Raw genomic sequence first — 22,735 nt, forward strand, 5'->3', positions numbered from 1 at the left:
CGTGTGCTGCGCGCCCGGGGCGTAGCTCAGCTTGGTAGAGCGCCCGCTTTGGGAGCGGGAGGCCGCAGGTTCAAATCCTGTCGCCCCGACAACGGCCCCACGAACCCAGACCACCGAACGGCCGCGCGTGTGCGCGGCCGGATAAAGGAGAACGACAGGCATGGTCACCAGCACCGTCGAGACGCTCAGCCCCACGCGGGTGAAGCTCCACATCACGGTCAGCCCGGACGAGCTGAAGCCGAGCATCACCCACGCGTACGAGCACATCGCTCAGGACGTGCAGATCCCCGGCTTCCGCAAGGGCAAGGTGCCCGCTCCCATCATCGACCAGCGTGTCGGCCGCGGTGCGGTCATCGAGCACGCGGTCAGCGAGGGCCTCGACGGCTTCTACCGCGAAGCCGTCACCGCGAACGAGCTGCGCGTCCTCGGGCGCCCGTCGGCCGAGGTCGTCGACTGGCCCAGCGACAAGGACTTCTCCGGCGACCTGAAGGTCGAGGTCGAGGTCGACGTCCGTCCCGAGTTCGAGCTTCCCGCCTACGAGGACATCACCATCGAGGTCGAGCCCGTCGCCACCGACGACGCCGCGATCGACGAAGAGCTCGACCGCCTGCGCGGTCGTTTCGGCACGCTCGTCACCGTCGACCGTCCCGCTGCGAAGGGCGATTTCGTCGAGCTCGACCTCGTCGCGACGATCGACGGCAACGAGATCGACCGCGCCGAGGGCGTGTCGTACGAGGTCGGCTCCGGCGAGCTGCTCGAGGGCATCGATGAGGCCATCGAGTCGCTCACCGCCGGCGAGGACACGACCTTCCGCTCGAAGCTGGTCGGCGGCGACCACGCCGGCGAAGAGGCCGAGGTCGCCGTCACGGTCAAGGCCGTCAAGGAGCGCGAGCTTCCCGAGGCCGACGACGACTTCGCCCAGATGGCGAGCGAGTTCGACACCATCGCCGAGCTGCGCGACAGCCTCGCGGAGCGGGTCTCTCAGCAGAGCGTCTTCACGCAGGGCGCCGCTGCTCGCGAGAAGCTCGTCGACGCCCTCCTCGAGAAGGTCGAGATCCCGGTTCCGGCCGGACTCGTCGAGGACGAGGTCCACGCGCACCTCGAAGGCGAGGGCCGTCTGGAGGATGACGTGCACCGCGCCGAGGTCACCGAGGCGAGCGAGAAGCAGTTCCGCACGCAGATGGTCCTCGACAAGATCGCCGAGACCCACGAGGTGCAGGTCTCGCAGGACGAGCTGACCCAGTACCTGATCCAGGCCTCCGCGCAGTACGGCATGGCCCCGCAGGACTTCGTCAACGCTCTCCAGCAGAACGGGCAGCTCCCGGTGATGGTCGGCGAGGTCGCCCGCAACAAGGCGCTCGCTATCGCCCTGGGCAAGGTCACGGTCGTCGACACCGACGGCAAGTCGGTCGACCTGACCGGCTTCATCACCGTCGAGGGCGAGGAGTCCGCCGCTGACGAGGTCGTCGAGGAGGCGCAGGAGATCGCCGACGAGGCCGCCGACGCCGACGCCGCCGAGGCGGAGGAGAAGCCCGCGAAGAAGGCTCCCGCGAAGAAGGCTCCCGCCAAGAAGAAGGCGGATGCGGCAGACGCGGCTCCCGCCGGCGAGGAGAAGGCTCCCGCGAAGAAGGCCCCCGCCAAGAAGGCTCCGGCCAAGAAGAAGGCCGCCGACGAGGCTGCCGCCGAGTGATCTTCTGATCTCGACGGTCGCCTGACCGGAATGAAGGGGCGGATGCTGCGGCATCCGCCCCTTCTGTTATCCGCGAGGACGCTGCGTCTCGACGGGCGCGGTGACACGGGCTATGCCCACGGCGAACACGGCCGGACGCGCGCGGCGGCGTCGGTAGATTCGACACGTCACGAAACTTCGGATCAGGAGCACACATGGCTGACCCCCTCATCGCAACAAGCGTCTTCGACAGACTGCTCAAGGACCGCATCATCTGGCTCGGGTCGGAGGTGCGCGACGAGAACGCGAACGAGATCTGCGCGAAGATCCTCCTGCTCGCCGCCGAGGACTCCGAGAAGGACATCTACCTCTACATCAACTCGCCGGGTGGCTCGATCACCGCCGGCATGGCGATCTACGACACGATGCAGTTCGTCCCGAACGACATCGTCACCGTGGGCATCGGCATGGCGGCCTCGATGGGGCAGCTGCTGCTCACCGCCGGCACCAAGGGCAAGCGCTACATCACGCCCAACGCGCGGGTGCTTCTGCACCAGCCGCACGGTGGGTTCGGCGGCACGGCCAGCGACATCCAGACGCAGGCGCAGCTGATCCTCGACATGAAGCGCCGCCTCGCCGAGATCACCGCGGCGCAGACCGGCAAGTCGGTCGAGCAGATCAACGCGGACGGCGATCGCGACCGTTGGTTCACCGCTCAGGAGGCGCTCGAGTACGGCTTCGTGGACCACATCCGCGAGTCGGCCACGGACGTGGTCGGCGGCGGCGGTACCGAGAACTGATCGACCGAAGGAGAAAGACAACGATGAACACACCCGCCTTCGGCCTTCCCCACGGCGCAGCGATGCCCTCGAGCCGCTACATCCTGCCGCAGTTCGAGGAGCGCACAGCCTACGGCTACAAGCGTCAGGACCCGTACAACAAGCTGTTCGAGGATCGCGTGATCTTCCTCGGCGTGCAGGTGGACGACGCGTCCGCCGACGACGTGATGGCTCAGCTGCTCGTGCTCGAGTCGCAGGACCCCGACCGCGACATCATCATGTACATCAACTCGCCCGGCGGCTCGTTCACGGCCATGACGGCGATCTACGACACGATGCAGTACGTGTCGCCCCAGATCCAGACGGTCGTGCTGGGTCAGGCCGCGTCGGCTGCGTCCGTGCTTCTCGCGGCGGGCGCTCCCGGCAAGCGCCTGGCCCTTCCGAACGCCCGCATCCTGATCCACCAGCCCGCCGTGGGCGAGGCCGGTCACGGTCAGGCGTCGGACATCGAGATCCAGGCCGCCGAGATCCTGCGCATGCGGACGTGGCTCGAGGAGACCATGGCGCGCCACACCAATCGCACGCAGGAGCAGGTCAACAAGGACATCGACCGCGACAAGATCCTGTCGGCGCACGAGGCGATGGAGTACGGCATCGTCGACCAGGTGCTGACGTCGCGCAAGCGCACCCCCGCCGCGATCACGTCCTGACGGGCGCGAGTGCATCGCGTATGGCCCCGGCGAGCAGCCGGGGCCATACGCGTCACTGCGGCGGTTCGACCCGAACCGTGCGCAAATCCGCGGGGATGTCTGCGGGAGAGGTTAGGCTCGGAGCACCACGCTCTCAGGTGAGCGACGGTTTCCGGCATCCAGGAGGGGTACATGGCTCGCATCGGTGAGAGTGCCGACCTGTTCAAGTGCTCGTTCTGCGGAAAGAGTCAGAAGCAGGTCCAGCAGCTGATCGCAGGACCCGGCGTCTACATCTGCGACGAGTGCGTCGAGCTGTGCAACGAGATCATCGAAGAGCGCATGGCCGAGTCCGGCGACGAGTCGGTGGCGGAGTTCGACCTTCCCAAGCCCCGAGAGATCTTCTCCTTCCTCGAGGAGTACGTCGTCGGGCAGGACCCGGCCAAGCGCGCTCTCTCGGTCGCGGTGTACAACCACTACAAGCGCGTGCGCGCTCACTCGACGCTTCAGCCTGCCGAGCAGCGCGCCGACGACGTCGAGATCGCCAAGAGCAACATCCTGCTGCTCGGGCCCACCGGCTGCGGCAAGACCTATCTCGCGCAGACGCTCGCAAAGCGACTCAACGTGCCTTTCGCCGTCGCCGACGCGACTGCGCTGACGGAAGCCGGGTACGTCGGCGAGGACGTCGAGAACATCCTCCTCAAACTGCTGCAGGCGGCCGACTTCGACGTCAAGCGTGCTGAGACCGGCATCATCTACATCGACGAGGTCGACAAGATCGCCCGCAAGGCCGAGAACCCCTCCATCACGCGAGACGTCTCCGGTGAAGGAGTCCAGCAGGCACTGCTGAAGATCCTCGAGGGCACGGTCGCGTCGGTTCCGCCGCAGGGAGGGCGCAAGCACCCTCACCAGGAGTTCATCCAGATCGATACGACGAACGTCCTGTTCATCGTGGCCGGCGCCTTCGCGGGCCTCGAAGAGATCATCTCGTCCCGCGTCGGAAAGCACGGCGTCGGCTTCGGCGCTCCGCTGCAGGAGAAGGACAAGGAGCTCGACCTCTTCCGTGAGGTCGAACCCGAAGACCTGCACAAGTTCGGTCTCATCCCCGAGTTCATCGGCCGTCTTCCCGTCGTGACCTCGGTCTCGCCGCTCGACCAGAAGGCGCTCATCGAGATCCTCACGGGCCCGAAGAACGCATTCGTGAAGCAGTATCAGCGGATGTTCGAGCTTGACGGCGTCGAGCTGGAGTTCGAAGAAGACGCACTTCGTGCGATCGCCGATCTCGCCGTCGCCCGGAAGACCGGTGCCCGCGGCCTTCGCGCGATTCTCGAGGACGTCCTCGGGCCCATCATGTTCGAGATCCCGTCCGCCGACGATGTCGATAAGGTCATCGTGACCCGTGCGGCCGTCGACGATGGCGCCGCTCCGACCCTGGTACTACGGCAGAAGCGCAAGAGCGCCTGACGCGCGGAGGCAGCGCGACGCCGTCCACCGTGATGTCGGAGGCCCGGGCTAGCCTGCCGACATGCAACGCATCATCTACGACGCGGCGACCTCGCTCGACGGCTTCATCGCCGACGCCGATGGTTCGCTCTCCTGGCTGTTCGCGGTCGACGGAGGCGACGAGCCCGATGCGAGTCTGATCCCGGACGACGCGGGCGTTCTCGTCGAGGGGTCGACGACGTACGAATGGCTCCTCGCGGAGTCGGATCTGCTCGCGCACCCCGAGCGGTGGCAGGAGTTCCACGGTGATCGACCGACGTTCGTGTTCACCTCTCGTGATCTGCCCCGGCCGGCCGGCGCGGACGTCAGGTTCGTCTCGGGGCCCGTGCCGGCCGTCCTCCCTCGCATCCGGCAGGCAGCCGGTGATCGCGACGTCTGGGTCGTGGGCGGCGGAGATCTGGCCGGGCAATTTCTCGACGCCGACGCGCTCGATCAGATCGCGGTATCGGTCGCGCCCGCGACCCTCGGCGGGGGAGCGCCCGTGCTCCCGCGCCGCATCGAGTCCGACCGGCTCTCACTGCGTTCCGCGGAGCAGGTGGGCGCTTTCGCGCGTCTGGTGTACGACATAGCGCCCGCCGACGGTGGCCCTCAGGAGGGTGCGTCCTAGACGCTGAGGCCGCGGCGCACGAGGAGCGGCTCGATGCGGGCATCGCGACCACGGAAGTCACGGTATGCCTCCAGGGGGTCCTTCGACCCGCCGACCCCCAGCAGCCGCTGACGGAACCGGTCGCCGTTCGTGCGGGTCAGGCCGCCGTTCTCCGCGAACCACTCAACGGTGTCGGCGTCGAGGACCTCGCTCCAGATGTAGGAGTAGTACCCGGCACTGTACCCGCCGGAGAAGATGTGCGCGAAGTATGCCGAGGAGTAGCGCGGCGGCACCGCGGGGTCGTCGAGGCCGATGTCCGCGAGCGCTGCGGCTTCGAAGGCGGCCACGTCGGTGACGGCCGCCGCTTCGTCTGCGCTGAGCGAGTGCCAGGCGAGGTCGAGCCACGCGGCGGCGAGATACTCGCTCGTCGCGAATCCCTGATTGAACGTTCCGGAGGCCTCGAGTCGGTCGACGACGTCGGATCCGATCGGCTCGCCGGTCTCGACATGGCGAGCGTAGTTCGCCAGCACCTCGGGGCGGTAGATCCACATCTCGTTGACCTGGCTCGGGAACTCGACGAAGTCTCGGAACACGTTCGTCCCGGCGAAGGTCGGATAGGTGACGGTGGCGAACAACCCGTGCAGTGCGTGCCCGAACTCGTGGAAGAGGGTCGTCACCTCATCGAGCGTGAGCAGCGTCGGTGTACCCGGCGCCGGCTGGGGGACGTTGAGGTTGTTGACGACGATCGGCGTCGTGCCGCGCAGCTCCGACTGCGAAGCGATGGAGTTCATCCAGGCGCCGCCCCGCTTGGTGTCGCGGGTGTAGAGGTCGAGGATGAAGAGCCCGAGGTGCGAGCCGTCCGCGTTCGACACCTCGAACACTCGTGCGTCCTCGTGGTATGCCGGAAGGTCCCCGCGCTCACGGAACGTGACGCCGTACAGCTGTGTCGCGGCGAAGAAGACACCGTCGCGCAGCACGCGTTCGGCCTCGAACCACGGGCGCAGGGCCGTCGTGTCGATCTCCAGCGTGGTCGCGCGCACGCGCTCGGTCGCGAACGCCCAGTCAGCGGGACCCACCTCGTCGCCCAGGACGGCCCGAAGTGCCTGCTTCTCCTGCTGCGCGTTGTGGGCCGCGGGGGCGGCGAGTCGGCGCAGCAGCGACGTCACCGCTTCCGGGTTGCCCGCCGTCTGATCGGAGGTGACGTAGGCCGCGTGAGACGGAAAGCCCAGCAGCTCGGCGCGCTCGGCACGCAGCCGGACGATCTCGAGCAGCACGGGGCGGTTGTCGTGCGGGCCGGGCCGTGAACCGCGCGCACGCGACGCCTCGAGGATCCGCCGACGCGACTGCGGGTCGGTGAGCGAAGCGAGCGACGGGTGGCCCGTGAACAGCGTGAGCGTGACCACGTAGGCGCCGTTCAGTCCACGATCGGCAGCCGCACGCGCAGCGGCGGAGATCTCGCCCCCGCTCAGACCGTCGAGCTCCTCGCGCGATGCGAAGACGACGGCGAGATCGTTCGTGTCCGCCAGGAGGTTCTTCTCGAACGTCGTGGTGAGCACGGAGAGGCGGCTGTTGAGCTCGGTCAGGCGTCGCTTCGCGTCGGCGTCGAGCCCGGCGCCGGCGTGCGTCATCTGCACGAACCGCCGCTCCAGCAGATACCGCTGCTCGGCGGTGAGTCCGAGTTCCTCCCGTGCGGCATGCAGACTCTCGATCCTGCTGTAGAGGCGCTGATCGAGAAGGATGGCGTCGGAGTGCGCAGACATCATCGGCGCGAGCCTCTCATCGACTGCCTGGACTGCCGGGGTGGCGTCGGCGGAGCTGATCGTGAAGAAGGTGCGCGCGACGTCACCGAGGAGCCGTCCGCTGTTCTCCCATGCCGCAACGGTGTTGTCGAAGGTGGGCGGCTCGGGATCGGCGGTGATCGCGTCGATCTCGGCGCGTTGCTGAGCGAACGCTTTTTCAAACGCGGGCAGATAGTGATCCGGCTCGATCTCGCGGTAGTCGGGGAGGCCCCAGGGGAGGGCCGAAGCGGTCAGGAGCGGATTCGATGATGCCGGCATGTGCTCAGCCTACGCGCAACACAAAGAAGTAGTTGCAAAGAGCTATTTGCAAAGCTATCTTTGTGCTCATGACCGAGATCAACGACGAGGAGAAGACGCGGCGCGACGTCCGCACGCTCGACTCCGGCGCGCTGCGTGCCCTTGCGCATCCCGTCCGCGTGCGGCTGTACGACATCCTCAGTCAGCAAGGCCCTCAGACGGCGAGCTCGCTGGCGGCCATGACGGGGGAGTCGTCCGGTTCCACGAGCTACCACCTGCGCGCCCTCGCGAAGCACGACCTGATCCGCGAGATCCCGGATCGCGGCACCGCGCGCGAGCGGTGGTGGGAGCGACCCTCGGGGGGCGTCTCGTTCCCCGGACCGGACTCCTTGCGCACGCCCGCGGGGCGTGCCGCGACGCAGGTCGTGATGGGCGAGTTCCTCGACCGCCGTCACGAGCAGCTCATGCGTTTCGTCGGGACCACACTGCGCGATGAGCTCGATCCGTGGGCGGAGAACGCCCTCATCACGTCTGCCACGGTCTCGTTGACGGCCGCGCAGCTCGGCGAGGTGAACGCGAGGATCCAGCGTGTGATCGACGATGTGGTCGACGAGTACCGCGTGGACGAAGCCGCGGATGCGGCGCCCTCCGTCGACCGCCGCATCGTCTCGCTGCGCGCCGAAGCTTTTCCGATCACGACAGAGAGCGACTGATGATGAGCGTCGTCACCGACACCCCGGCCCAAGCCCGCGGGTCCGGGCGCCCGCGGCCCCTCGGGCGGGACTTCACCCGACTGTGGTCCGCCGCCGCCTTCAGCAATCTGGCGGACGGACTGGGCCGCACCGCGGTTCCGCTCATCGCAACGACGCTCACGCGCGACCCGCTGCTGATCTCGTTGCTCGGTGCGGCGGCCTTCGTTCCGTGGCTCGTCTTCGGCGTGCCGGCCGGCATGATCGTCGATCGGTTCGACCGGCGTCGCGTGATGGCCCTGGCGAACACCGTGCGCGGGGCGGCCGCGGTCGGATTGGCGGTGCTCACTGTCACGGGCGGGCTCGATGTCGTGTGGCTGCTGATCGGCACTCTGGTCTTCGGCTTCGGCGAGACGCTCTTCGACAACGCCACCAACGCGGTCATCCCGAGCGTCGTCGGCCGAGACCAGTTGGATCGAGCCAACGGACGGATCCAGGCCGCGCAGATCACTATCGACAGCTTCCTCGCGCAGCCGGTCGCCGGCGTCCTGTTCGCCGTGTCGCTCGCGCTCCCGCTGTGGCTGGGCGCCGCCGGGTACATCGTTCCGATCGCACTCGCGCTCGTCCTTCCGCTCGCGGCGGCGCGGTCCCGAGCCTCGACCGTCGTCGGCGCCGACCAGGGCGAGGTCGTCGCCGGCACCGTGCCGGAGCCACTGCCCGCTCCGACCGTTGCGACGGTCCCCGCCGGCGAGGCGCTGCGGTACCTCTGGCGACACCGGTTCCTGCGGGCGCTGGTCGTGTTCACCTCGGTCGTCGGATGCGCTTTCGCCTTCGCGCAGGCACCGACGCTGCTCTACTTCCTGGATGTCCACGGGGTACCCGAGATCGCCATCGGGTTCGTCACGGCGGGCGTCGGAGTCGGCGCACTCGGCGGCTCGCTCGTCGCTGCTCGTCTCGTCGCGCGATGGGGGCGCGGCAACGTGATGTGGGGAGCGAACCTGGCCGCGGCCGCATGCATGGTCGCCGTCGGGCTCGCGCCGAACATCGTCGTCGCGGTCATCGCCTACGCGGGAATGGCTTTCGCGGTGTCGCTGTGGAACGTTCCGTGGGGTGCGCTGCGGCAGCAGATCATCCCGCCGGCGCTGTTCGGGCGCACTCTCGGCATCATCCGCACTCTGACCTGGGGACTCTTTCCGGTGGCGACGATCCTGGGCGGGCTGGTCGCGTCCGTCGACCTGCGACTGCCCTTCATCGCCGCCGGGGCGGTGTGCATCGTCGCGACGGCGGTCTGCACGCGACTCATCCGATCCGCGACCGGACAGGGCTCTCCCGCCGCCACCCCGGACTGAGCGGCGGGAGAGCGGGGCGTCAGAACGTGTCGTCGTCTATCTGGCCGACGACGGGAACACCGGCAGCATCGAGCGAGACGACGACGCCGTTCTCCAGTTCGGCGACGGGGCGCCCCTCGAGCCAGGTCAGCGTCCACTTCGGACGCGGATCGACGTCGAGCACGCGATCCACGGCGCGGACCTGATCACGGAATGCGGCCGGCAGAGAGGCCGGCGGCTCATCGCCGCTGGTCCACCGGGTTCCCAGACGCATCTCAGACCTCCTGCGGGGCCAGCTCGACGCGCTCCACGACGAGGTCGCCCGCGCCGTCGAGGAGCTCGAGCTCGGTGATGCGTCCGACCGCCTTCAGGTCGCCCTCGGCGCGGCGCAGGCGCTCGATCGTCGCGGCATCCGCGCGAAGCGAGAGAACCGAGACGGGGGTCTTCTGCGAGGCCTTCGCCTCGGTCTTCGCCCGTCGGATCCCGATGAGCGCGGCGCTGGCCGCGGTCAGCACGTCGGGATCGCCGGCGATACCGCTCGCCTCGGGCCAGGATGCGGTGTGCACCGAGCCCTCCTCGAACCACGACCATGCTTCCTCCGCAGCGAAGGCGAGGACCGGGGCCAGCAGACGCAGCAGCGAGGACAGCGCGAGGCGCAGTGCCAGGGCCGCCGAGGCCTGACCCGCGTCGGAGCGGTCGTACGCGCGCTCCTTGACGAGCTCGAGGTAGTCGTCGCAGAACGTCCAGAAGAAGGCCTCGGTGATCTCCAGTGCGCGAGCGTGATCGTACGCCTCGAACGCGCGCGTGGCGTCGACGATCACCCGGTCGAGCGTCGCAAGCATCGCGGCGTCGAGGTCGTGGGTCACGGCCGCGCCGTCGGGCACGGGGAACGAGAGCACGAACTTCGCCGCGTTGAGCACCTTGATGGCCAGACGGCGGCCGATCTTCACCTGCGTCGGGTTCTGCGGGTCGAACGCGGCATCGGAGCCGAGGCGGCTCGAGGCTGCCCAGTAGCGGACCGCGTCTGTGCCGTGCTGCGCGAGGATGTCGGCCGGAGTGACCACGTTCCCCTTCGACTTCGACATCTTCTTGCGGTCGGGGTCGACGATGAATCCGGAGATCGCGGCATCCGACCACGGCGCGCGGCCGTCCTCGAGAGCGCTGCGGAGCATCGTGGAGAACAGCCAGGTGCGGATGATGTCCTGCCCCTGCGGTCGCAGATCGAACGGCGCGACGAGCTGCCACAGCTCGTCGTCGCGCTGCCACCCGCCCGCCAGCTGCGGGGTCAGCGACGACGTCGCCCAGGTGTCGAAGATGTCGCGCTCGGCGTCGAACCCGCCCGGCACCCCGCGCTGCTCGGCGGTGTAGCCCGAGGGGACATCGGTGGTCGGGTCGATCGGGAGCTGAGCGGCATCGGGGGTGATGACGCGCTCGTAATCGCGTTCGCCGTTCTCGTCGAGTCCGTACCAGATCGGAATGGGCACGCCGAAGAACCGCTGACGCGACACGAGCCAGTCGCCGGTGAGTCCGTTCGTCCAGTTCTCGTAGCGAACCCGCATGAAGTCGGGGTGCCACGACATCTCCTGGCCGAGCGAGATGAGGCGCGACCGCAGCTCTTCGTCGCGGGCTCCGTTGCGCAGGTACCACTGGCGCGTCGAGACGATCTCGAGCGGACGGTCGCCCTTCTCGAAGAACTTCACCGGGTGGCTGAAGGGCTTGGACACCTCGAGCAGCTCCCCGGACTCCTGCAGGAGTTCCACGATGCGCTTCTTGGCGCTGAAGACGGTCTTTCCGGCGAGTTCCGCGTATGCGGCGCGCGCGGCATCCGCGACGATGACGTCGGGCGCGTCGGCGACGATGCGGCCGTCGTGACCGAGGATCGTGCGGTTGGGCAGGTCGAGCTCGCGCCACCAGATGATGTCCGTCACGTCACCGAAGGTGCAGATCATCGCGATTCCCGAGCCTTTGTCGGGCTGAGCGAGGTGGTGCGGGAGAACCGGCACCTCGACGTCGAAGAGCGGTGTGCGCACGGTCTTGCCGAAGTACGGCTGATAGCGCTCGTCGTCCGGGTTCGCGACGAGGGCGACGCACGCCGGCAGCAGCTCCGGGCGCGTCGTCTCGATGTGGATGTCGCCGCTGCCGTCGGTCTTGTGGAACGCGATCCGGTGGTACGACGCCTGCTGCTCGCGATCCTCGAGCTCGGCCTGAGCGATCGCGGAGCGGAAGTCGATGTCCCACAGCGTGGGAGCGAGCGCCTGATACGCCTCGCCCCGCTCGAGGTTGCGCAGGAACGCGAGCTGGCTGGTGCGGATGGTCTCGTCGGAGATGGTCCGGTATGTCTGGGTCCAGTCGACGGAGAGCCCGAGCTGACGGAAGAGCGACTCGAACTGCTTCTCGTCCTCGATGGTCAGCTTCTCGCACAGCTCGATGAAGTTGCGACGGCTGATGGGCACCTGGTCGGCGGCGCGGCTCGACTTGTTGTCGCCGCCCTCGAACGGCGGGACGAACGACTCGTCGTACGGGAGGGTCGGGTCGCAGCGCACGCCGTAGTAGTTCTGAACACGGCGCTCGGTGGGAAGACCGTTGTCGTCCCAGCCCATCGGGTAGAACACGCTCTTGCCGCGCATGCGCTCGAACCGCACCTTCAGATCGGTGTGCGTGAACGAGAACACGTGGCCGATGTGCAGCGAGCCGGATGCCGTCGGGGGAGGCGTGTCGACGGAGAAGACGCCGCCACGGCCCGTCTCAGCGGCGCGCGCGCGATCGAACAAGTAGGTGCCCTGCTCGGCCCAGGCGGCGTCCCACTTCTGCTCGAGGCCTTCCAGAGCGGGCTTCTCGGGAATGTGCGCTGTCATGGGAACTCCTCGACGATATGTGCGGCACTGTGTGAGCGTGCCTGAGTGTGCGTCGTCCGAGTCTACCGGGGGTGGGGCGCCGCATCGGTGCCCCACCCGTGTGGTCAGAAGGCGGCTTCGATGGTCTCGTTGCCCTCGATGACCTTGCGCACCTCGTCGCTCGTGAACGCGTCGATGAGTGCCTTCGTGGCGGGGGAGTCCGCCTCGGCCGAGGGCACCACGAGCTGCAGCGCGAAGCGGTCGTCGAGCTCGGTGAGCAGGCCGTCGTCCTGAGGGGTCAGGCCGAGCGCGGCGATGTGCGACGGCCACTGGAAGACCAGGTCCGCCTCGTCGTACGCCGTGTTCAGCTGATTGATCTCGAGCGAGAGGAACTGCAGGTTCTTCGGGTTCTCTGAGACATCGTCGAGCGTCGCGGTGTAGGGGTCGATGCCCGGGGTCAGTCCGATCACGCCGGCGTCGGCGAGGAGCTTGAGCGCACGGGCGGTGTTCGACGAGTCGTTCGGGATGGCGACCGTCGCACCGTCGGGGAGCTGATCGATGTCGGTCAGGGTCTTCGAATAGAACGCGATGACGAAGTTGTAGATGGGTTGGACCGCCTCGAGTGAGGCCCCGTTCTTCTCGTTGAACTCCTGCATGTACGGCTCGTGCTGCGAGAAGTTCGCGTCGATGTCGCCGGCGGCGAGCATGTTGTTGACCGTGACGTAGTCCGACACCGGTACGAGCTCGATCTCGTACCCGTCGGAGATCGCCGCTCCGGCGGCCTCGACGATGTCGGTCGCGGGGGCGGTCACTGCGCCCACGCGCAGTGTCGTGACGCCGGACTCGGCGTCGCCCGGTGAGCCGGCGCAGCCGGCGAGCAGCCCGGCGGTCGCCAGCGTGGCGACCGCCGCCGTGACGAGGCGAGCGCGAACGGAGCGGAAGGACATGGGTTCTCCTTGTGAGAGTCGATGGGCAGGAGTCAACGGTGGTCGAGACGGATCGACAGGCGGTGACCGATCGATTGGATGACCAGGACGACGACCAGGATGACGGCGATCGTGAAGTACATCAGCGGATAGTCGTACTCCTGGTAGCCGTAGCGCAGGGCGAAGTCGCCGATCCCGCCGCCGCCCACCACGCCGAGCACGGTGGAGTACGACAGCAGACTGATCGTCGCCGACGTCAGGGCGTAGACGAGGCCGGGGAAGGCTTCCGGGAGGAGGAAACGCACGATCGTCTGCGGAAGCGTCGCTCCCATCGTGCGAGCGACCCGCGGGATTCCGGGGCTGATCTCACGCAAGATCTGCTCCACCAGACGCGCGTAGATCGCGACGGCGACGAAGCAGAGCGAGAACGTCGCCGCGGGCGTGCCGAATGTCGTCCCGTAGACGAGCCGGGTCACCGGCACGAGGAACACGACGAGCAGCAGGAACGGGAACGAGCGGACGACGTTGATGAAGAGGTTCCCGGTCCACCACACCGCGCGATTCGGTGCGGCGCCGCCCCGGCGGGTCAGGTATACGAGCATGCCGAGCGGCAGTCCGAGGAGCACCGCCGCCGCGAGAGAGACCAGAAGCATGTAGCCGGTCTCGCCGAGGGCCTCGAGCAGGTCTTCGCCCCGGCGGCCGAGCGAGTCGGCGAGACCGCTCATGCGCCGAGCTCCCGTCGGGCGCGGTCGAGATAGCTCTCCGAGCCGAGGTCGGGCTCGGGCTGCACCCGCAGGATGTCGTGGACTCGCCCGTCCTCGAACAGGGCGACACGGTCGCAGACCCGCCGGACGACGGCGAGATCATGTGTCACGACGACCACCGTCGTGCCGAACCGGTCGCGGGCCGCGCGGAGCAGTGCGAGCACGCCGTCGGTGGTGCTGGCATCGAGAGACGAGGTCGGCTCGTCGCACAGCAGGATGTCCGGGCGCGCGACGAGCGCACGGGCGATGCCGACGCGCTGGCGCTGGCCTCCGCTCAGCTCGGCGGGGTACGCGTGTTCGCGGCCGCCCAGGCCGACGAAGCGCAGCACCTCGTCGACCGAGGCCCGTCGCTCTCGCGCGTGTTCGCGGCCACTCAGATCGAGAGCGATCGAGACGTTCTGAAGCACGGTCCGGTTCGCCAGAAGGTGCACGCCCTGGAACACCACTCCGATGCGCCGGCGGAGCGTGCGCAGCGCCGCCCGGCTGAGTCTCTGCGGGTCCTGTCCCAGCACCCGGACGGCGCCCGCCGTCGCGCTGATCTCGCCCGTGAGCAGGGCGAGAAGCGTGCTCTTCCCCGCGCCGCTCTCGCCGATGACTCCGAAGATCTCGCCCGGCGCGACCGTGAGATCGACGCCCGACAGGGCGTGGGTGCCGCCAGGGTACGTGACGCCGACCCCGCTCAGGGAGATCGGATCGTCGGTCGGGCGCACGCCGCATCCTCCAATAGTTGGACGACGTTCAACTATAGTCGACGCATGGCCACCCGGTACCGCACCTCAGCTCTGAACGACGACGGCGGGACGGGGGTCAGTCGTGTGCCGGATGGTCTGGAGGTCGCGGTATCCAACCCGTTGCAGCCGGGGCACGACACGCGCGCGAGCAACCCGGAGCAGCTCCTCGCCCTGGCATGGGCGACGTGCCTGAACGCCACGGCGCAGGCGATCGTGTCGGGAGCGCATCGCACCGCCGTGCGCGTCGAGGTCGCCTTGCGCGACGCCGAAGGCCGCGAGGGATACGAGTTCGTCGTGACCGCCTTCGTCTCGGGCGAGGGGCTGGACGAGAGCGATGCCTCGAGCCTCGCCGTCGCTGCGCACGCGCGTTGCCCGATCTCGCGCCTGCTGCAGGCTTCGCCGCTGGCCGAGGTGCGTGGCGAGGCCTGGTCGGCGATCTGACGAGGCCGCTCAGCGATCGACGGCGAAGCCGAGGTGAGGCATGTCCACGCCTCGGTAGTGCACCATGAATCGGCGGCGAACGGTCATGCCGAGCCGGATGGCCACGTTCATGGACGCGATGTTGGTGTCACGGACCTTGGCCCAGATGGCGGGGGCACCGAGCTCGCGGAACCCCCAGTCCCGCGCCGCGGTCGCGGCCTCTGTCGCGTATCCCCGATGCCAGTGCGCCCTGTGGAACAGGTAGCCGACCTCGAGAACCTGTTCGTCGCCGACGAACTGTCGCGTGATGCCGCACTGCCCGATCATGCCCACGCCGGGGAGGTCGACGGCCCAGAGTCCGAAACCGTCCTCCTCGTAGCGACGAAGATTGCGCGCGAGCCACTGCGCGCTTTCGTCGTCGTCGAAGGCCCCCTCGTAGGCGGTCATCGCGATGGGGTCGGTCAGTATCTCGCGGAGCGGGCCCAGGTCATCCTCCGTCATCAGCCGCAGGACCAGGCGTTCGGTGCGGGCGATCATCGGTTCGACTCCGGGGCGGATGCCTCGTCGCGCACGTCCCATCCGAGCGCAGCGGCGAACGCGGGGGCATGCGCCTCGACCTGCCGACGGGAGGCCGTCGCTCCGGCCAGCGCACGGATGTCGGTGAAGGCGAGCGCTTCCAGGCCGCGCAGGTCGAGATCCGTGCTCGACAGGGCACGTGTGTCGAACTCATCCACCGTGGTGTCGATGAAACCGACGCGCTCGAGCACCGCACCCGGGGCGTCGAGCGTGCCGATGCGGCAATCGACGATGAGGACGTCCCGCAGCGTCGCGGCGGGCACCGAGAGGTAGTCGATCCGGATGCCGCGGAGGATGACGCCGTCCCAGCGAGCACGCTGAGCATCGAGGGTGCCGATCCGCCCGCCGTTGAGTGTCACGGTGCGCCAGCTGCCGTCGCCCGAGCGGAACTCGGCCGTCGCGAGGTCGATGAGCGCGACGTCGGCGAGCACCGCACCGGTGAGATCGAGCCGGTCGGGGGTCCCCGGCCCGACGACGCTCTCGCTCACGCGTGCGTGGGCACCGTCGACGGGCCCGGCCCCGACCGTGATCGAGGACCCGACGAGATCCGCATGCCGAGACAGGACGGCAGGTTCGAGGTGACGGGGGAGGTCGGGGTCGCTCGCGCGAGGCGGAGCGGGGCGGGAGCGCGGGCGGGCCATACCTTCAGCGTATGCCGACGGTATGATGGGGTCATCAGCACCGATCCGGCCATCACCGGGGAGCTCTCGGAAGAACGGCGGCCATCCGCCCAGTAGAACCGAGCGGGGCAGGCCCGTGACAGCCGCTGGGAGAGTGGCCCTCCGGGGCAAGCGGGGTGGTACCGCGGTCGCACGATCGTCCTCGCAGGAAGTCCGACCCTGCGAGAGAAGCTATGACCTATCCGAAGTCCTCTGCTTTCGGCCCCGCCGCCGACAGCGTCGTGCCCAGCCCCCGCTTCCCCGACGTCGAGCGGGAGGTGCTCGCGTTCTGGGAGCGCGACGACACCTTCCGCAGCTCGATCGCGCGACGGGAGGGGGCACCCGAGTGGGTCTTCTACGACGGCCCGCCCTTCGCCAACGGCCTGCCGCACTACGGTCACCTCCTCACCGGGTACGCCAAGGACGTCTTCCCGCGTTTCCAGACGATGCGCGGAAAGAAGGTCGACCGCGTCTTCGGCTGGGACACCCACGGTCTCCCGGCTGAGCTCGAAGCGATGAAGCAGCTCGGAATCACCGAGAAGAGCGAGATCGAGGCGATGGGCATCGCCGCCTTCAACGACAAGGCGCGTTCCTCCGTGCTCGAGTACACGCGCGAGTGGGAGGACTATGTCACCCGCCAGGCGCGCTGGGTCGACTTCGAGCGCGGATACAAGACGCTCGACACGGGCTTCATGGAGTCGGTGCTCTGGGCGTTCAAGGAGCTGTGGGACAAGGACCTCGCGTACGAGGGCCACCGCGTGCTGCCCTACTGCTGGCGCGACGAGACGCCGCTGTCGAACCATGAGCTGCGCATGGACGACGACGTCTACAAGATGCGCCAGGATCCCTCGGTAACCGTCACCTTCCCGTTCGTGGGCGCCAAGGCCGAGTCGCTCGGACTCACCGGTGTGCGCGCTCTCGCGTGGACGACGACGCCGTGGACTCTGCCGACAAACCTCGCCCTCGCCGTCGGCCCCGACATCAGCTACGTCGTGCTGCCCGGCGGTCCGGCCGGCGCGGCCGACGTCCACGAGGACCGCGCCGAGGCCGACGCGCACCGCTACCTCCTCGCCGAGGAGCTGCTCAGCGGCTACGCGAAGGACCTCGGGTACGCCGACGCCGAAGAAGCGCGCGCGGCGGTGGAGCGGACGCTTCCGGGCAGCGAGCTCGCCGATGTGCAGTACGACCGGCTCTTCGACTACTACGCGGATGCCGAGACCTGGGGCACCGGTTCGGCATGGCGCGTGCTCGTCGACGACTACGTCACCACCACGGACGGAACCGGTATCGTCCATCAGGCGCCGGCCTACGGCGAGGACGACCAGCGCGTGACTGCCGCGGCCGGTATCCCGCTGATCATGAGCCTCGACGACGGCGGGCGCTTCCTCCCGCAGGTCACCGACGTGGCGGGCGAGCTGTGGATGGACGCCAACCGGCCCCTCATCCGCCTGCTGAAGGCCGATGGCCGCCTCCTTCGCGAGGCGAGCTACGAGCACTCCTACCCGCATTGCTGGCGCTGCCGCAACCCGCTCATCTACAAGGCTGTGTCGAGCTGGTTCGTGCGCGTCACGGCGATCAAGGACCGCCTGCTCGAGCTCAACGAGCAGATCACCTGGGCGCCCGAGAACGTCAAGCACGGGCAGTTCGGGAAGTGGCTCGAGGGCGCGCGCGACTGGTCCATCAGTCGTAACCGCTTCTGGGGCTCCCCGATCCCGGTCTGGAAGAGCGACGACCCCGAGTACCCGCGTACCGATGTGTACGGCTCGCTCGCGGACATCGAACGCGACTTCGGGCGTCTGCCGCGCAACGAGGCCGGCGAGATCGACCTGCACCGGCCGTTCATCGACGACCTGACGCGTCCGAACCCCGACGACCCCACGGGCCGCTCCACGATGCGCCGCATCGAGGACGTCTTCGACGTGTGGTTCGACTCGGGGTCGATGCCCTACGCACAGGTGCACTACCCCTTCGAGAACCGCGAGTGGTTCGACGAGCACGCGCCGGCCGACTTCATCGTGGAGTACATCGGGCAGACGCGCGGCTGGTTCTACGTCATGCACGTGCTCTCGGGCGCCCTGTTCGACCGGCCCGCGTTCTCGGGCGTCGCCTGCCACGGCATCGTGCTCGGCAGCGACGGTCAGAAGATGTCGAAGTCGCTGCGCAACTACCCGGACGTGTCCGAGGTCTTCGACCGCGATGGGTCCGACGCGATGCGCTGGTTCCTCATGGGGTCGTCGGTGCTGCGCGGCGGCAACCTCGTGGTGACCGAGGAGGGCATCCGCGCCGGCGTGCGCGAGTTCCTGCTTCCGCTGTGGAACACCTGGTACTTCTTCGCCACCTACGCCAACGCCGCCGGCGGCGAGGGCGGGACGGGCTACCAGGCGCGACGTCGCACCGACTCCACCAACGTGCTCGACCGCTACATCCTGGCGCTGACCGGCGACCTCGTGCGCGATGTCGCCGCCGACCTCGAGGCTCTCGACTCCACGATGGCCGCCGCGAAGCTCCGCGACTTCGCCGAGGCGCTCACGAACTGGTACATCCGCCGCTCGCGCGATCGCTTCTGGGTGGGCGTCGTTCCCGGCGACGATTCGTCGACGGAAGCCTTCGACACCCTGTACACGGTGCTCGAGACGCTGACCCGTGTGGCTGCACCGCTCCTCCCGCTCGTGAGCGAGCGGGTCTGGCAGGGCCTGACCGGAGGACGCAGCGTCCACCTGGAGGACTGGCCCGACGCCGCCGAGTTCGCTCCGGCCGCCGACATCCGCTCGGCGATGGATGCCGTCCGCGAGGTGTCGTCGGTGGCCAACGCGCTGCGGAAGAAGGAAGGCAAGCGCGTCCGGCTGCCCTTGCCGCAGCTCACCGTCGCGATCACCGATGCGGCGGCTCTGGAGCAGTTCGCCGACATCCTCCGCGACGAGCTCAACGTGAAGGATGTCGCCGTCGCCGAGCTCTCCGACGACCTCGCGGCCTCGTACGGCATCAGCCAGCGCCTCTCCGTCAATGCGCGCGCGGCCGGTCCGCGACTGGGCAAGCAGGTGCAGCATGTCATCGCGGGTGCCCGGGCGGGCCTGTGGAGCGAGCAGGACGGCGTCGTGACCGTCGACGGCGTCGCCCTCGAGCCCGGCGAATACGACCTGACCCTCGAGGCGGGCGGCGTCGCGGAGGGCACCGCCATCGCTCTCCTGTCCGGGGGCGGATTCGTGCTGCTCGACACGACGACCACTGCGCAGCTCGAGGCCGAAGGCCTCGCGCGCGACGTCATCCGGGCCGTGCAGGACACGCGCAAGGCCGCCGGTTTCGAGGTCAGCGACCGCATCCGTCTCGCGCTCGCGTTCGATGCCGACGAGGACGCCGCCGCTGTCGCATCGGCGTTCGATGCGGCCGACGTCGCGGGAGAGACCCTGGCTCGCGAATGGATCGTGCGGACATCCGCGCAGACCCTTGCCGCGTCCGCGGAGTTCGACGCCGCGGACGAGCCCGACTTCGCGGCGGTCGTCGCCGCGAAGACCTACGCGAACCGCGGCGACCTTACCGTGAGCGTCACCCGTCTGACAGGAGAGAGCGCATGACCGATCAGGCCCGTGCGGATGCCGTCTACACGGCGCTGCTGCAGCGTCAGGGGGAGCAATGGGTGCAGCCGCGCGTCGAGCGCACCCGGCGCGTCCTCGAGCTGCTGGACGACCCGCAGCGCACCTATCGCGTCGTGCACGTAACGGGAACCAACGGGAAGACCTCGACGAGCCGCATGATCGAGAGCCTCGTGCGGGCGCATGGACTGCGCACCGGGCTGTTCACGAGCCCCCACCTCGAGCGGTTCACCGAGCGGATTCTCATCGACGGCGAGCCGATCGCGGATGCCGCGGTCGCCGACGCCTGGGAGGAGATCGCGCCCTTCGTCGACCTCGTCGACGCCGAGCTGGCCGCTGCGGACGACGCCCCCCTGACGTTCTTCGAACTGCTGACGGTGCTCGCCTTCGTGGCCTTCTCCGACGCTCCGGTGGATGTCGCCGTCGTCGAGGTGGGCATGGGCGGGTCGTGGGACTCGACCAACACCGCCGACGGTGACGTCGCGGTCATCGGCCCCGTGGCGCTGGACCACGCCGACCGCCTCGGCGAGACGATCGGCGAGATCGCCGCGGTCAAGGCGGGCATCATCAAGCCGGGCGCGGCGGTCGTCTCGGCCGTGCAGACCCCCGAGGCGGCCGCGCAGATCCGGGCGCGCGCTGCGGAGGTCGCTGCCACCGTCGGCTTCGCCGGCGATGAGTTCGGCCTGTCCGGTCACAGCCTCGCCGTGGGTGGTCAGCAGATCAGCGTGCGCGGTCGGGCGGGGGAGTACCCCGAGCTCTACCTGCCTCTCTACGGATCCCATCAGGCGGAGAACGCCGCACTGGCGGTCGCCGCCGTCGAGGCTCTCATCGGGGCCGAGGACCAGGCCCTTCACCCGGAGGTCGTCGCGGACGGTCTCGGCGCGGTCACCTCTCCCGGCCGGCTGCAGCTGCTCGGGATCAGTCCGACGGTGCTCGTCGACAGCGCCCACAACCCCCACGGGGCCGCCGCCCTCGCCGCGGCGCTGCGCGAATCGTTCGACTTCGACGAGTGGGGTGTCGTGCTGGGTGTCCTCGGCGACAAGGACGCCGCCGGAATCGTCGACGCGCTGGCGCCGGTCGCCGCTCACGTCTTCGCGACCGCGCCCGACTCGGAGCGCGCCTCGGATCCGACCCTCGTGGCCGACCTCGCGGAGGAACAGGGGCTCGGCGTCACCGAGCACCGCGATCTCGTCGAGGCGGCCGAGGCAGCGCGCGAGTGGGCAGCGGACGGGGAGCGGCGAGCGGTTGTCATCGCCGGCTCGGTCGTGCTGGCCGGTGAGGCGATCGCCCTCGCCGCCGCGGAGGACTGGAAGTCGGGATGGCAGGCGTGAGTCGGCCCCGGGAACGCCGGCGCCGTGGTGCCGCCGAGTCCCTCGGCTCGGTCGTCCTCGGGTTCGAGTCGATCGTCGTCTTCCTCGGAGGCCTCACGGTGTACGGACTCGGCGTCCTGCCCGACGGCGTGCCGGACTGGTGGGGCGTCGTCGCGGGCGCGGTGCTCGCCGTCGCGATGATCGTCACCTCCGGCGTCCTGCGCCACCGGTGGGGGATCGTGCTGGGCTGGGCCCTCCAGGTCATCCTGGCTCTCGGCGTGTTCCTCGTACCTGCGCTCGGAATCGTCGCACTGGTTTTCGGCGGCATGTACGCGTATGCGACCATCAAGGGGGCTGCTCTCGACCGGCGCAACGCCGCCCTCGCAGCCGACGAATCGAACGGAGACTGACATGCCCACCGAAGAGACCCTCGTTCTCGTCAAGCCCGACGGCGTGGCTCGCGGCCTCACCGGCGCGATCCTGGCTCGTATCGAAGCCAAGGGATACGCGCTCGTCGACATCCGTCTGGTCGAGGCCGACCGTGAGCTGCTCGAGCAGCACTACGCCGAGCACGCGGGCAAGCCGTTCTACGAGCCGCTGCTCGAGTTCATGCAGAGCGGTCCGTCGGTGGCCATCCGCCTCGCCGGCAATCGTGTCATCGAGGGCTTCCGGTCCCTCGCCGGGACCACCGATCCGACGACGGCGGCCCCCGGAACGATCCGCGGCGACTTCGGTCGCGACTGGGGCCTGGCTGTTCAGCAGAACCTCGTCCACGGTTCCGACAGCCCCGAGTCCGCAGCCCGCGAGCTGCAGATCTGGTTCGGCTGAGCGGCACAGCGGCATCCCGCCCGCGACTCGACGTCACGACGTCGGCTCGCGGGCGTCGTCGTTTCAGAGGAAGCCGATCCAGTCCAGCCGGAGCTGCGCGACGACGGCGATCGCGACGTAGCTCAGGACGGCCAGGAGCGGGACCCAGCCCGACAGCGTGCCCGCGACAGCGCGGCCTCGACGCGGGAGCGGAACGGTGCCCGAGCGCAGGACGTGGAGAGTCACGGCGTAGAAGCTCGGGATCGTCACGAACCAGGTGACCATGCACCACGGGCAGAGGGTGCCGAGCACGAAGATGCTCTGCGAGATGAGCCAGATCACGAACCCGAACGCGAACGCCATGCCCGCCCAGAACAACAGCCAGAACCACCGCGCGAAGCGTGCGCCGGCGAGGATCGCCGCGCCCACCACGATCGGCGCGACCCAGCCGGTGAGCCCGAGCAGCGGGTTGGGGAAGCCGAAGACCGACCCCTGCGGCGATGTCAGGTTGGCACCGCACTGCACGACGATGTTGAAGTCGCAGGATGCCGTCGCCGTCGCGTCCTCGAGAAGGTGCAGTCGCTCGGTCGTCAGAGCGAAGGCGGCGATCCATCCGATCACGCCCGCGATCATCAGCCAGACGGCGAGTGCGACGGGGCGGGCATGGCTTCGGGAAGCGGGCATGATCGCGATTATCGCATCGCTACCGATGGCCCGGCCGTGAGCGTCGGGGCCCGCGTCCCACGAAGGGACGCGCGTAGTGCGATAATGGATGTCGATGCACGCACGCAGCCGCGCTGCGACAGTGCGTCACGAGAGACTTCGGGCAATGGCTGCCCACG

General features: G+C 68.8%; 21 protein-coding genes and 1 tRNA gene. 13 read left to right on the forward strand and 9 right to left on the reverse strand.

The window, feature by feature from the left end; all coding sequences use genetic code 11:
• The first annotated feature begins 15 nt into the window (after positions 1-15).
• From CBF90_RS03505 to CBF90_RS03530, 6 genes are all read left to right on the forward strand, one after another.
• Positions 16-89: transfer RNA gene (locus tag CBF90_RS03505), tRNA-Pro, on the forward strand.
• A 71-nt stretch (positions 90-160) separates the two neighbouring features.
• Positions 161-1,690: a trigger factor gene (gene tig / locus CBF90_RS03510; RefSeq protein ID WP_023950835.1), complete on the forward strand. Its 1,530-nt coding sequence runs from the start codon at positions 161-163 to the stop codon at positions 1,688-1,690.
• Positions 1,691-1,884: 194 nt separating this feature from the next.
• Complete coding sequence (locus CBF90_RS03515) at positions 1,885-2,469, forward strand: ATP-dependent Clp protease proteolytic subunit (protein WP_023950833.1); 585 nt, start codon at positions 1,885-1,887, stop codon at positions 2,467-2,469.
• Between the two features lie 23 nt (positions 2,470-2,492).
• Positions 2,493-3,158, forward strand: a complete 666-nt coding sequence (locus CBF90_RS03520; RefSeq protein WP_023950830.1) for an ATP-dependent Clp protease proteolytic subunit — start codon at positions 2,493-2,495, stop codon at positions 3,156-3,158.
• Between the two features lie 171 nt (positions 3,159-3,329).
• Positions 3,330-4,598, forward strand: a complete 1,269-nt coding sequence (clpX, locus tag CBF90_RS03525; protein WP_023950828.1) for an ATP-dependent Clp protease ATP-binding subunit ClpX — start codon at positions 3,330-3,332, stop codon at positions 4,596-4,598.
• A gap of 61 nt (positions 4,599-4,659) precedes the next feature.
• A complete protein-coding gene (locus CBF90_RS03530) occupies positions 4,660-5,244 on the forward strand; it encodes a dihydrofolate reductase family protein (protein WP_088379937.1) in 585 nt (194 codons plus the stop codon).
• On the opposite strand, the gene CBF90_RS03535 is transcribed toward CBF90_RS03530, so the two are convergent.
• Complete coding sequence (locus CBF90_RS03535; RefSeq protein ID WP_088379938.1) at positions 5,241-7,280, reverse strand: M3 family metallopeptidase; 2,040 nt, start codon at positions 7,278-7,280, stop codon at positions 5,241-5,243. The two genes, CBF90_RS03530 and CBF90_RS03535, sit on opposite strands and share 4 nt — an antisense overlap.
• Positions 7,281-7,348: 68 nt before the next feature.
• On the opposite strand from CBF90_RS03535, the gene CBF90_RS03540 reads away from it, so the two are divergent.
• Both CBF90_RS03540 and CBF90_RS03545 read left to right on the forward strand, forming a co-directional pair.
• Entirely contained in the window at positions 7,349-7,972 is a 624-nt protein-coding gene (locus CBF90_RS03540; protein WP_071919371.1) for a helix-turn-helix domain-containing protein, read from the forward strand.
• A 2-nt stretch (positions 7,973-7,974) separates the two neighbouring features.
• The gene (locus CBF90_RS03545) at positions 7,975-9,297 is read left to right on the forward strand and encodes an MFS transporter (RefSeq protein ID WP_088380049.1); all 1,323 of its coding nucleotides are present in this window, start codon (positions 7,975-7,977) and stop codon (positions 9,295-9,297) included.
• 19 nt (positions 9,298-9,316) lie between these two features.
• On the opposite strand, the gene CBF90_RS03550 is transcribed toward CBF90_RS03545, so the two are convergent.
• From CBF90_RS03550 to CBF90_RS03570, 5 genes are all read right to left on the reverse strand, one after another.
• A complete protein-coding gene (locus tag CBF90_RS03550) occupies positions 9,317-9,550 on the reverse strand; it encodes a hypothetical protein (RefSeq protein WP_023950818.1) in 234 nt (77 codons plus the stop codon).
• A gap of 1 nt (position 9,551) precedes the next feature.
• Positions 9,552-12,131 carry a valine--tRNA ligase gene (gene valS / locus CBF90_RS03555; protein ID WP_023950816.1) on the reverse strand — a complete coding sequence of 860 codons (2,580 nt, stop codon included), beginning with the start codon at positions 12,129-12,131 and terminating at the stop codon, positions 9,552-9,554.
• A 104-nt stretch (positions 12,132-12,235) separates the two neighbouring features.
• Entirely contained in the window at positions 12,236-13,057 is an 822-nt protein-coding gene (locus tag CBF90_RS03560) for a MetQ/NlpA family ABC transporter substrate-binding protein (protein ID WP_023950813.1), read from the reverse strand.
• A 32-nt stretch (positions 13,058-13,089) separates the two neighbouring features.
• Complete coding sequence (locus tag CBF90_RS03565) at positions 13,090-13,761, reverse strand: methionine ABC transporter permease (protein WP_023950811.1); 672 nt, start codon at positions 13,759-13,761, stop codon at positions 13,090-13,092.
• A complete protein-coding gene (locus tag CBF90_RS03570; protein WP_088379939.1) occupies positions 13,758-14,510 on the reverse strand; it encodes an ATP-binding cassette domain-containing protein in 753 nt (250 codons plus the stop codon). The genes CBF90_RS03565 and CBF90_RS03570 overlap by 4 nt, the downstream gene beginning before the upstream one ends.
• A gap of 45 nt (positions 14,511-14,555) precedes the next feature.
• On the opposite strand from CBF90_RS03570, the gene CBF90_RS03575 reads away from it, so the two are divergent.
• Positions 14,556-14,972, forward strand: a complete 417-nt coding sequence (locus tag CBF90_RS03575; RefSeq protein ID WP_088379940.1) for an OsmC family protein — start codon at positions 14,556-14,558, stop codon at positions 14,970-14,972.
• A gap of 9 nt (positions 14,973-14,981) precedes the next feature.
• Here CBF90_RS03575 and CBF90_RS03580 read toward each other — a convergent pair whose 3' ends face one another.
• The gene (locus tag CBF90_RS03580; RefSeq protein ID WP_023950805.1) at positions 14,982-15,488 is read right to left on the reverse strand and encodes a GNAT family N-acetyltransferase; all 507 of its coding nucleotides are present in this window, start codon (positions 15,486-15,488) and stop codon (positions 14,982-14,984) included.
• Complete coding sequence (locus CBF90_RS03585) at positions 15,485-16,168, reverse strand: hypothetical protein (RefSeq protein WP_036304582.1); 684 nt, start codon at positions 16,166-16,168, stop codon at positions 15,485-15,487. Before CBF90_RS03585 ends, CBF90_RS03580 begins: the two co-directional genes overlap by 4 nt.
• Before the next feature lie 212 nt (positions 16,169-16,380).
• On the opposite strand from CBF90_RS03585, the gene ileS reads away from it, so the two are divergent.
• From ileS to ndk, 4 genes are read left to right on the forward strand one after another with little or no spacing between them, the layout of a single operon-like run.
• Complete coding sequence (ileS, locus tag CBF90_RS03590; RefSeq protein ID WP_088379941.1) at positions 16,381-19,758, forward strand: isoleucine--tRNA ligase; 3,378 nt, start codon at positions 16,381-16,383, stop codon at positions 19,756-19,758.
• Positions 19,755-21,107 carry a folylpolyglutamate synthase/dihydrofolate synthase family protein gene (locus tag CBF90_RS03595; RefSeq protein ID WP_088379942.1) on the forward strand — a complete coding sequence of 451 codons (1,353 nt, stop codon included), beginning with the start codon at positions 19,755-19,757 and terminating at the stop codon, positions 21,105-21,107. The genes ileS and CBF90_RS03595 overlap by 4 nt, the downstream gene beginning before the upstream one ends.
• Positions 21,095-21,496, forward strand: coding sequence for a DUF4233 domain-containing protein (locus CBF90_RS03600; RefSeq protein WP_023950797.1), 402 nt, complete (start codon positions 21,095-21,097; stop codon positions 21,494-21,496). The genes CBF90_RS03595 and CBF90_RS03600 overlap by 13 nt, the downstream gene beginning before the upstream one ends.
• Position 21,497: 1 nt before the next feature.
• The gene (gene ndk, locus CBF90_RS03605) at positions 21,498-21,914 is read left to right on the forward strand and encodes a nucleoside-diphosphate kinase (RefSeq protein WP_023950795.1); all 417 of its coding nucleotides are present in this window, start codon (positions 21,498-21,500) and stop codon (positions 21,912-21,914) included.
• 63 nt (positions 21,915-21,977) lie between these two features.
• Here ndk and CBF90_RS03610 read toward each other — a convergent pair whose 3' ends face one another.
• Positions 21,978-22,577 carry a vitamin K epoxide reductase family protein gene (locus CBF90_RS03610; RefSeq protein ID WP_088379943.1) on the reverse strand — a complete coding sequence of 200 codons (600 nt, stop codon included), beginning with the start codon at positions 22,575-22,577 and terminating at the stop codon, positions 21,978-21,980.
• Positions 22,578-22,735: the final 158 nt, after the last annotated feature.

The organism is Microbacterium sp. AISO3 (genome assembly GCF_002204305.1).
GTDB classification, from domain to species: Bacteria; Actinomycetota; Actinomycetes; order Actinomycetales; family Microbacteriaceae; genus Microbacterium; species Microbacterium arborescens.

Bases quoted from the DNA above. Each gene is read 5' to 3' on its own strand.
- tig (WP_023950835.1), top strand. From the start codon at position 161: ATGGTCACCAGCACCGTCGAGACGCTCAGCCCCACGCGGGTGAAGCTC.
- CBF90_RS03515 (WP_023950833.1), top strand. From the start codon at position 1,885: ATGGCTGACCCCCTCATCGCAACAAGCGTCTTCGACAGACTGCTCAAG.
- CBF90_RS03520 (WP_023950830.1), top strand. From the start codon at position 2,493: ATGAACACACCCGCCTTCGGCCTTCCCCACGGCGCAGCGATGCCCTCG.
- clpX (WP_023950828.1), top strand. From the start codon at position 3,330: ATGGCTCGCATCGGTGAGAGTGCCGACCTGTTCAAGTGCTCGTTCTGC.
- CBF90_RS03530 (WP_088379937.1), top strand. From the start codon at position 4,660: ATGCAACGCATCATCTACGACGCGGCGACCTCGCTCGACGGCTTCATC.
- CBF90_RS03535 (WP_088379938.1), bottom strand. From the start codon at position 7,280: ATGCCGGCATCATCGAATCCGCTCCTGACCGCTTCGGCCCTCCCCTGG.
- CBF90_RS03540 (WP_071919371.1), top strand. From the start codon at position 7,349: ATGACCGAGATCAACGACGAGGAGAAGACGCGGCGCGACGTCCGCACG.
- CBF90_RS03545 (WP_088380049.1), top strand. From the start codon at position 7,975: ATGAGCGTCGTCACCGACACCCCGGCCCAAGCCCGCGGGTCCGGGCGC.
- CBF90_RS03550 (WP_023950818.1), bottom strand. From the start codon at position 9,550: ATGCGTCTGGGAACCCGGTGGACCAGCGGCGATGAGCCGCCGGCCTCT.
- valS (WP_023950816.1), bottom strand. From the start codon at position 12,131: ATGACAGCGCACATTCCCGAGAAGCCCGCTCTGGAAGGCCTCGAGCAG.
- CBF90_RS03560 (WP_023950813.1), bottom strand. From the start codon at position 13,057: ATGTCCTTCCGCTCCGTTCGCGCTCGCCTCGTCACGGCGGCGGTCGCC.
- CBF90_RS03565 (WP_023950811.1), bottom strand. From the start codon at position 13,761: ATGAGCGGTCTCGCCGACTCGCTCGGCCGCCGGGGCGAAGACCTGCTC.
- CBF90_RS03575 (WP_088379940.1), top strand. From the start codon at position 14,556: ATGGCCACCCGGTACCGCACCTCAGCTCTGAACGACGACGGCGGGACG.
- CBF90_RS03580 (WP_023950805.1), bottom strand. From the start codon at position 15,488: ATGATCGCCCGCACCGAACGCCTGGTCCTGCGGCTGATGACGGAGGAT.
- CBF90_RS03585 (WP_036304582.1), bottom strand. From the start codon at position 16,168: ATGGCCCGCCCGCGCTCCCGCCCCGCTCCGCCTCGCGCGAGCGACCCC.
- ileS (WP_088379941.1), top strand. From the start codon at position 16,381: ATGACCTATCCGAAGTCCTCTGCTTTCGGCCCCGCCGCCGACAGCGTC.
- CBF90_RS03595 (WP_088379942.1), top strand. From the start codon at position 19,755: ATGACCGATCAGGCCCGTGCGGATGCCGTCTACACGGCGCTGCTGCAG.
- CBF90_RS03600 (WP_023950797.1), top strand. From the start codon at position 21,095: ATGGCAGGCGTGAGTCGGCCCCGGGAACGCCGGCGCCGTGGTGCCGCC.
- ndk (WP_023950795.1), top strand. From the start codon at position 21,498: ATGCCCACCGAAGAGACCCTCGTTCTCGTCAAGCCCGACGGCGTGGCT.
- CBF90_RS03610 (WP_088379943.1), bottom strand. From the start codon at position 22,577: ATGCCCGCTTCCCGAAGCCATGCCCGCCCCGTCGCACTCGCCGTCTGG.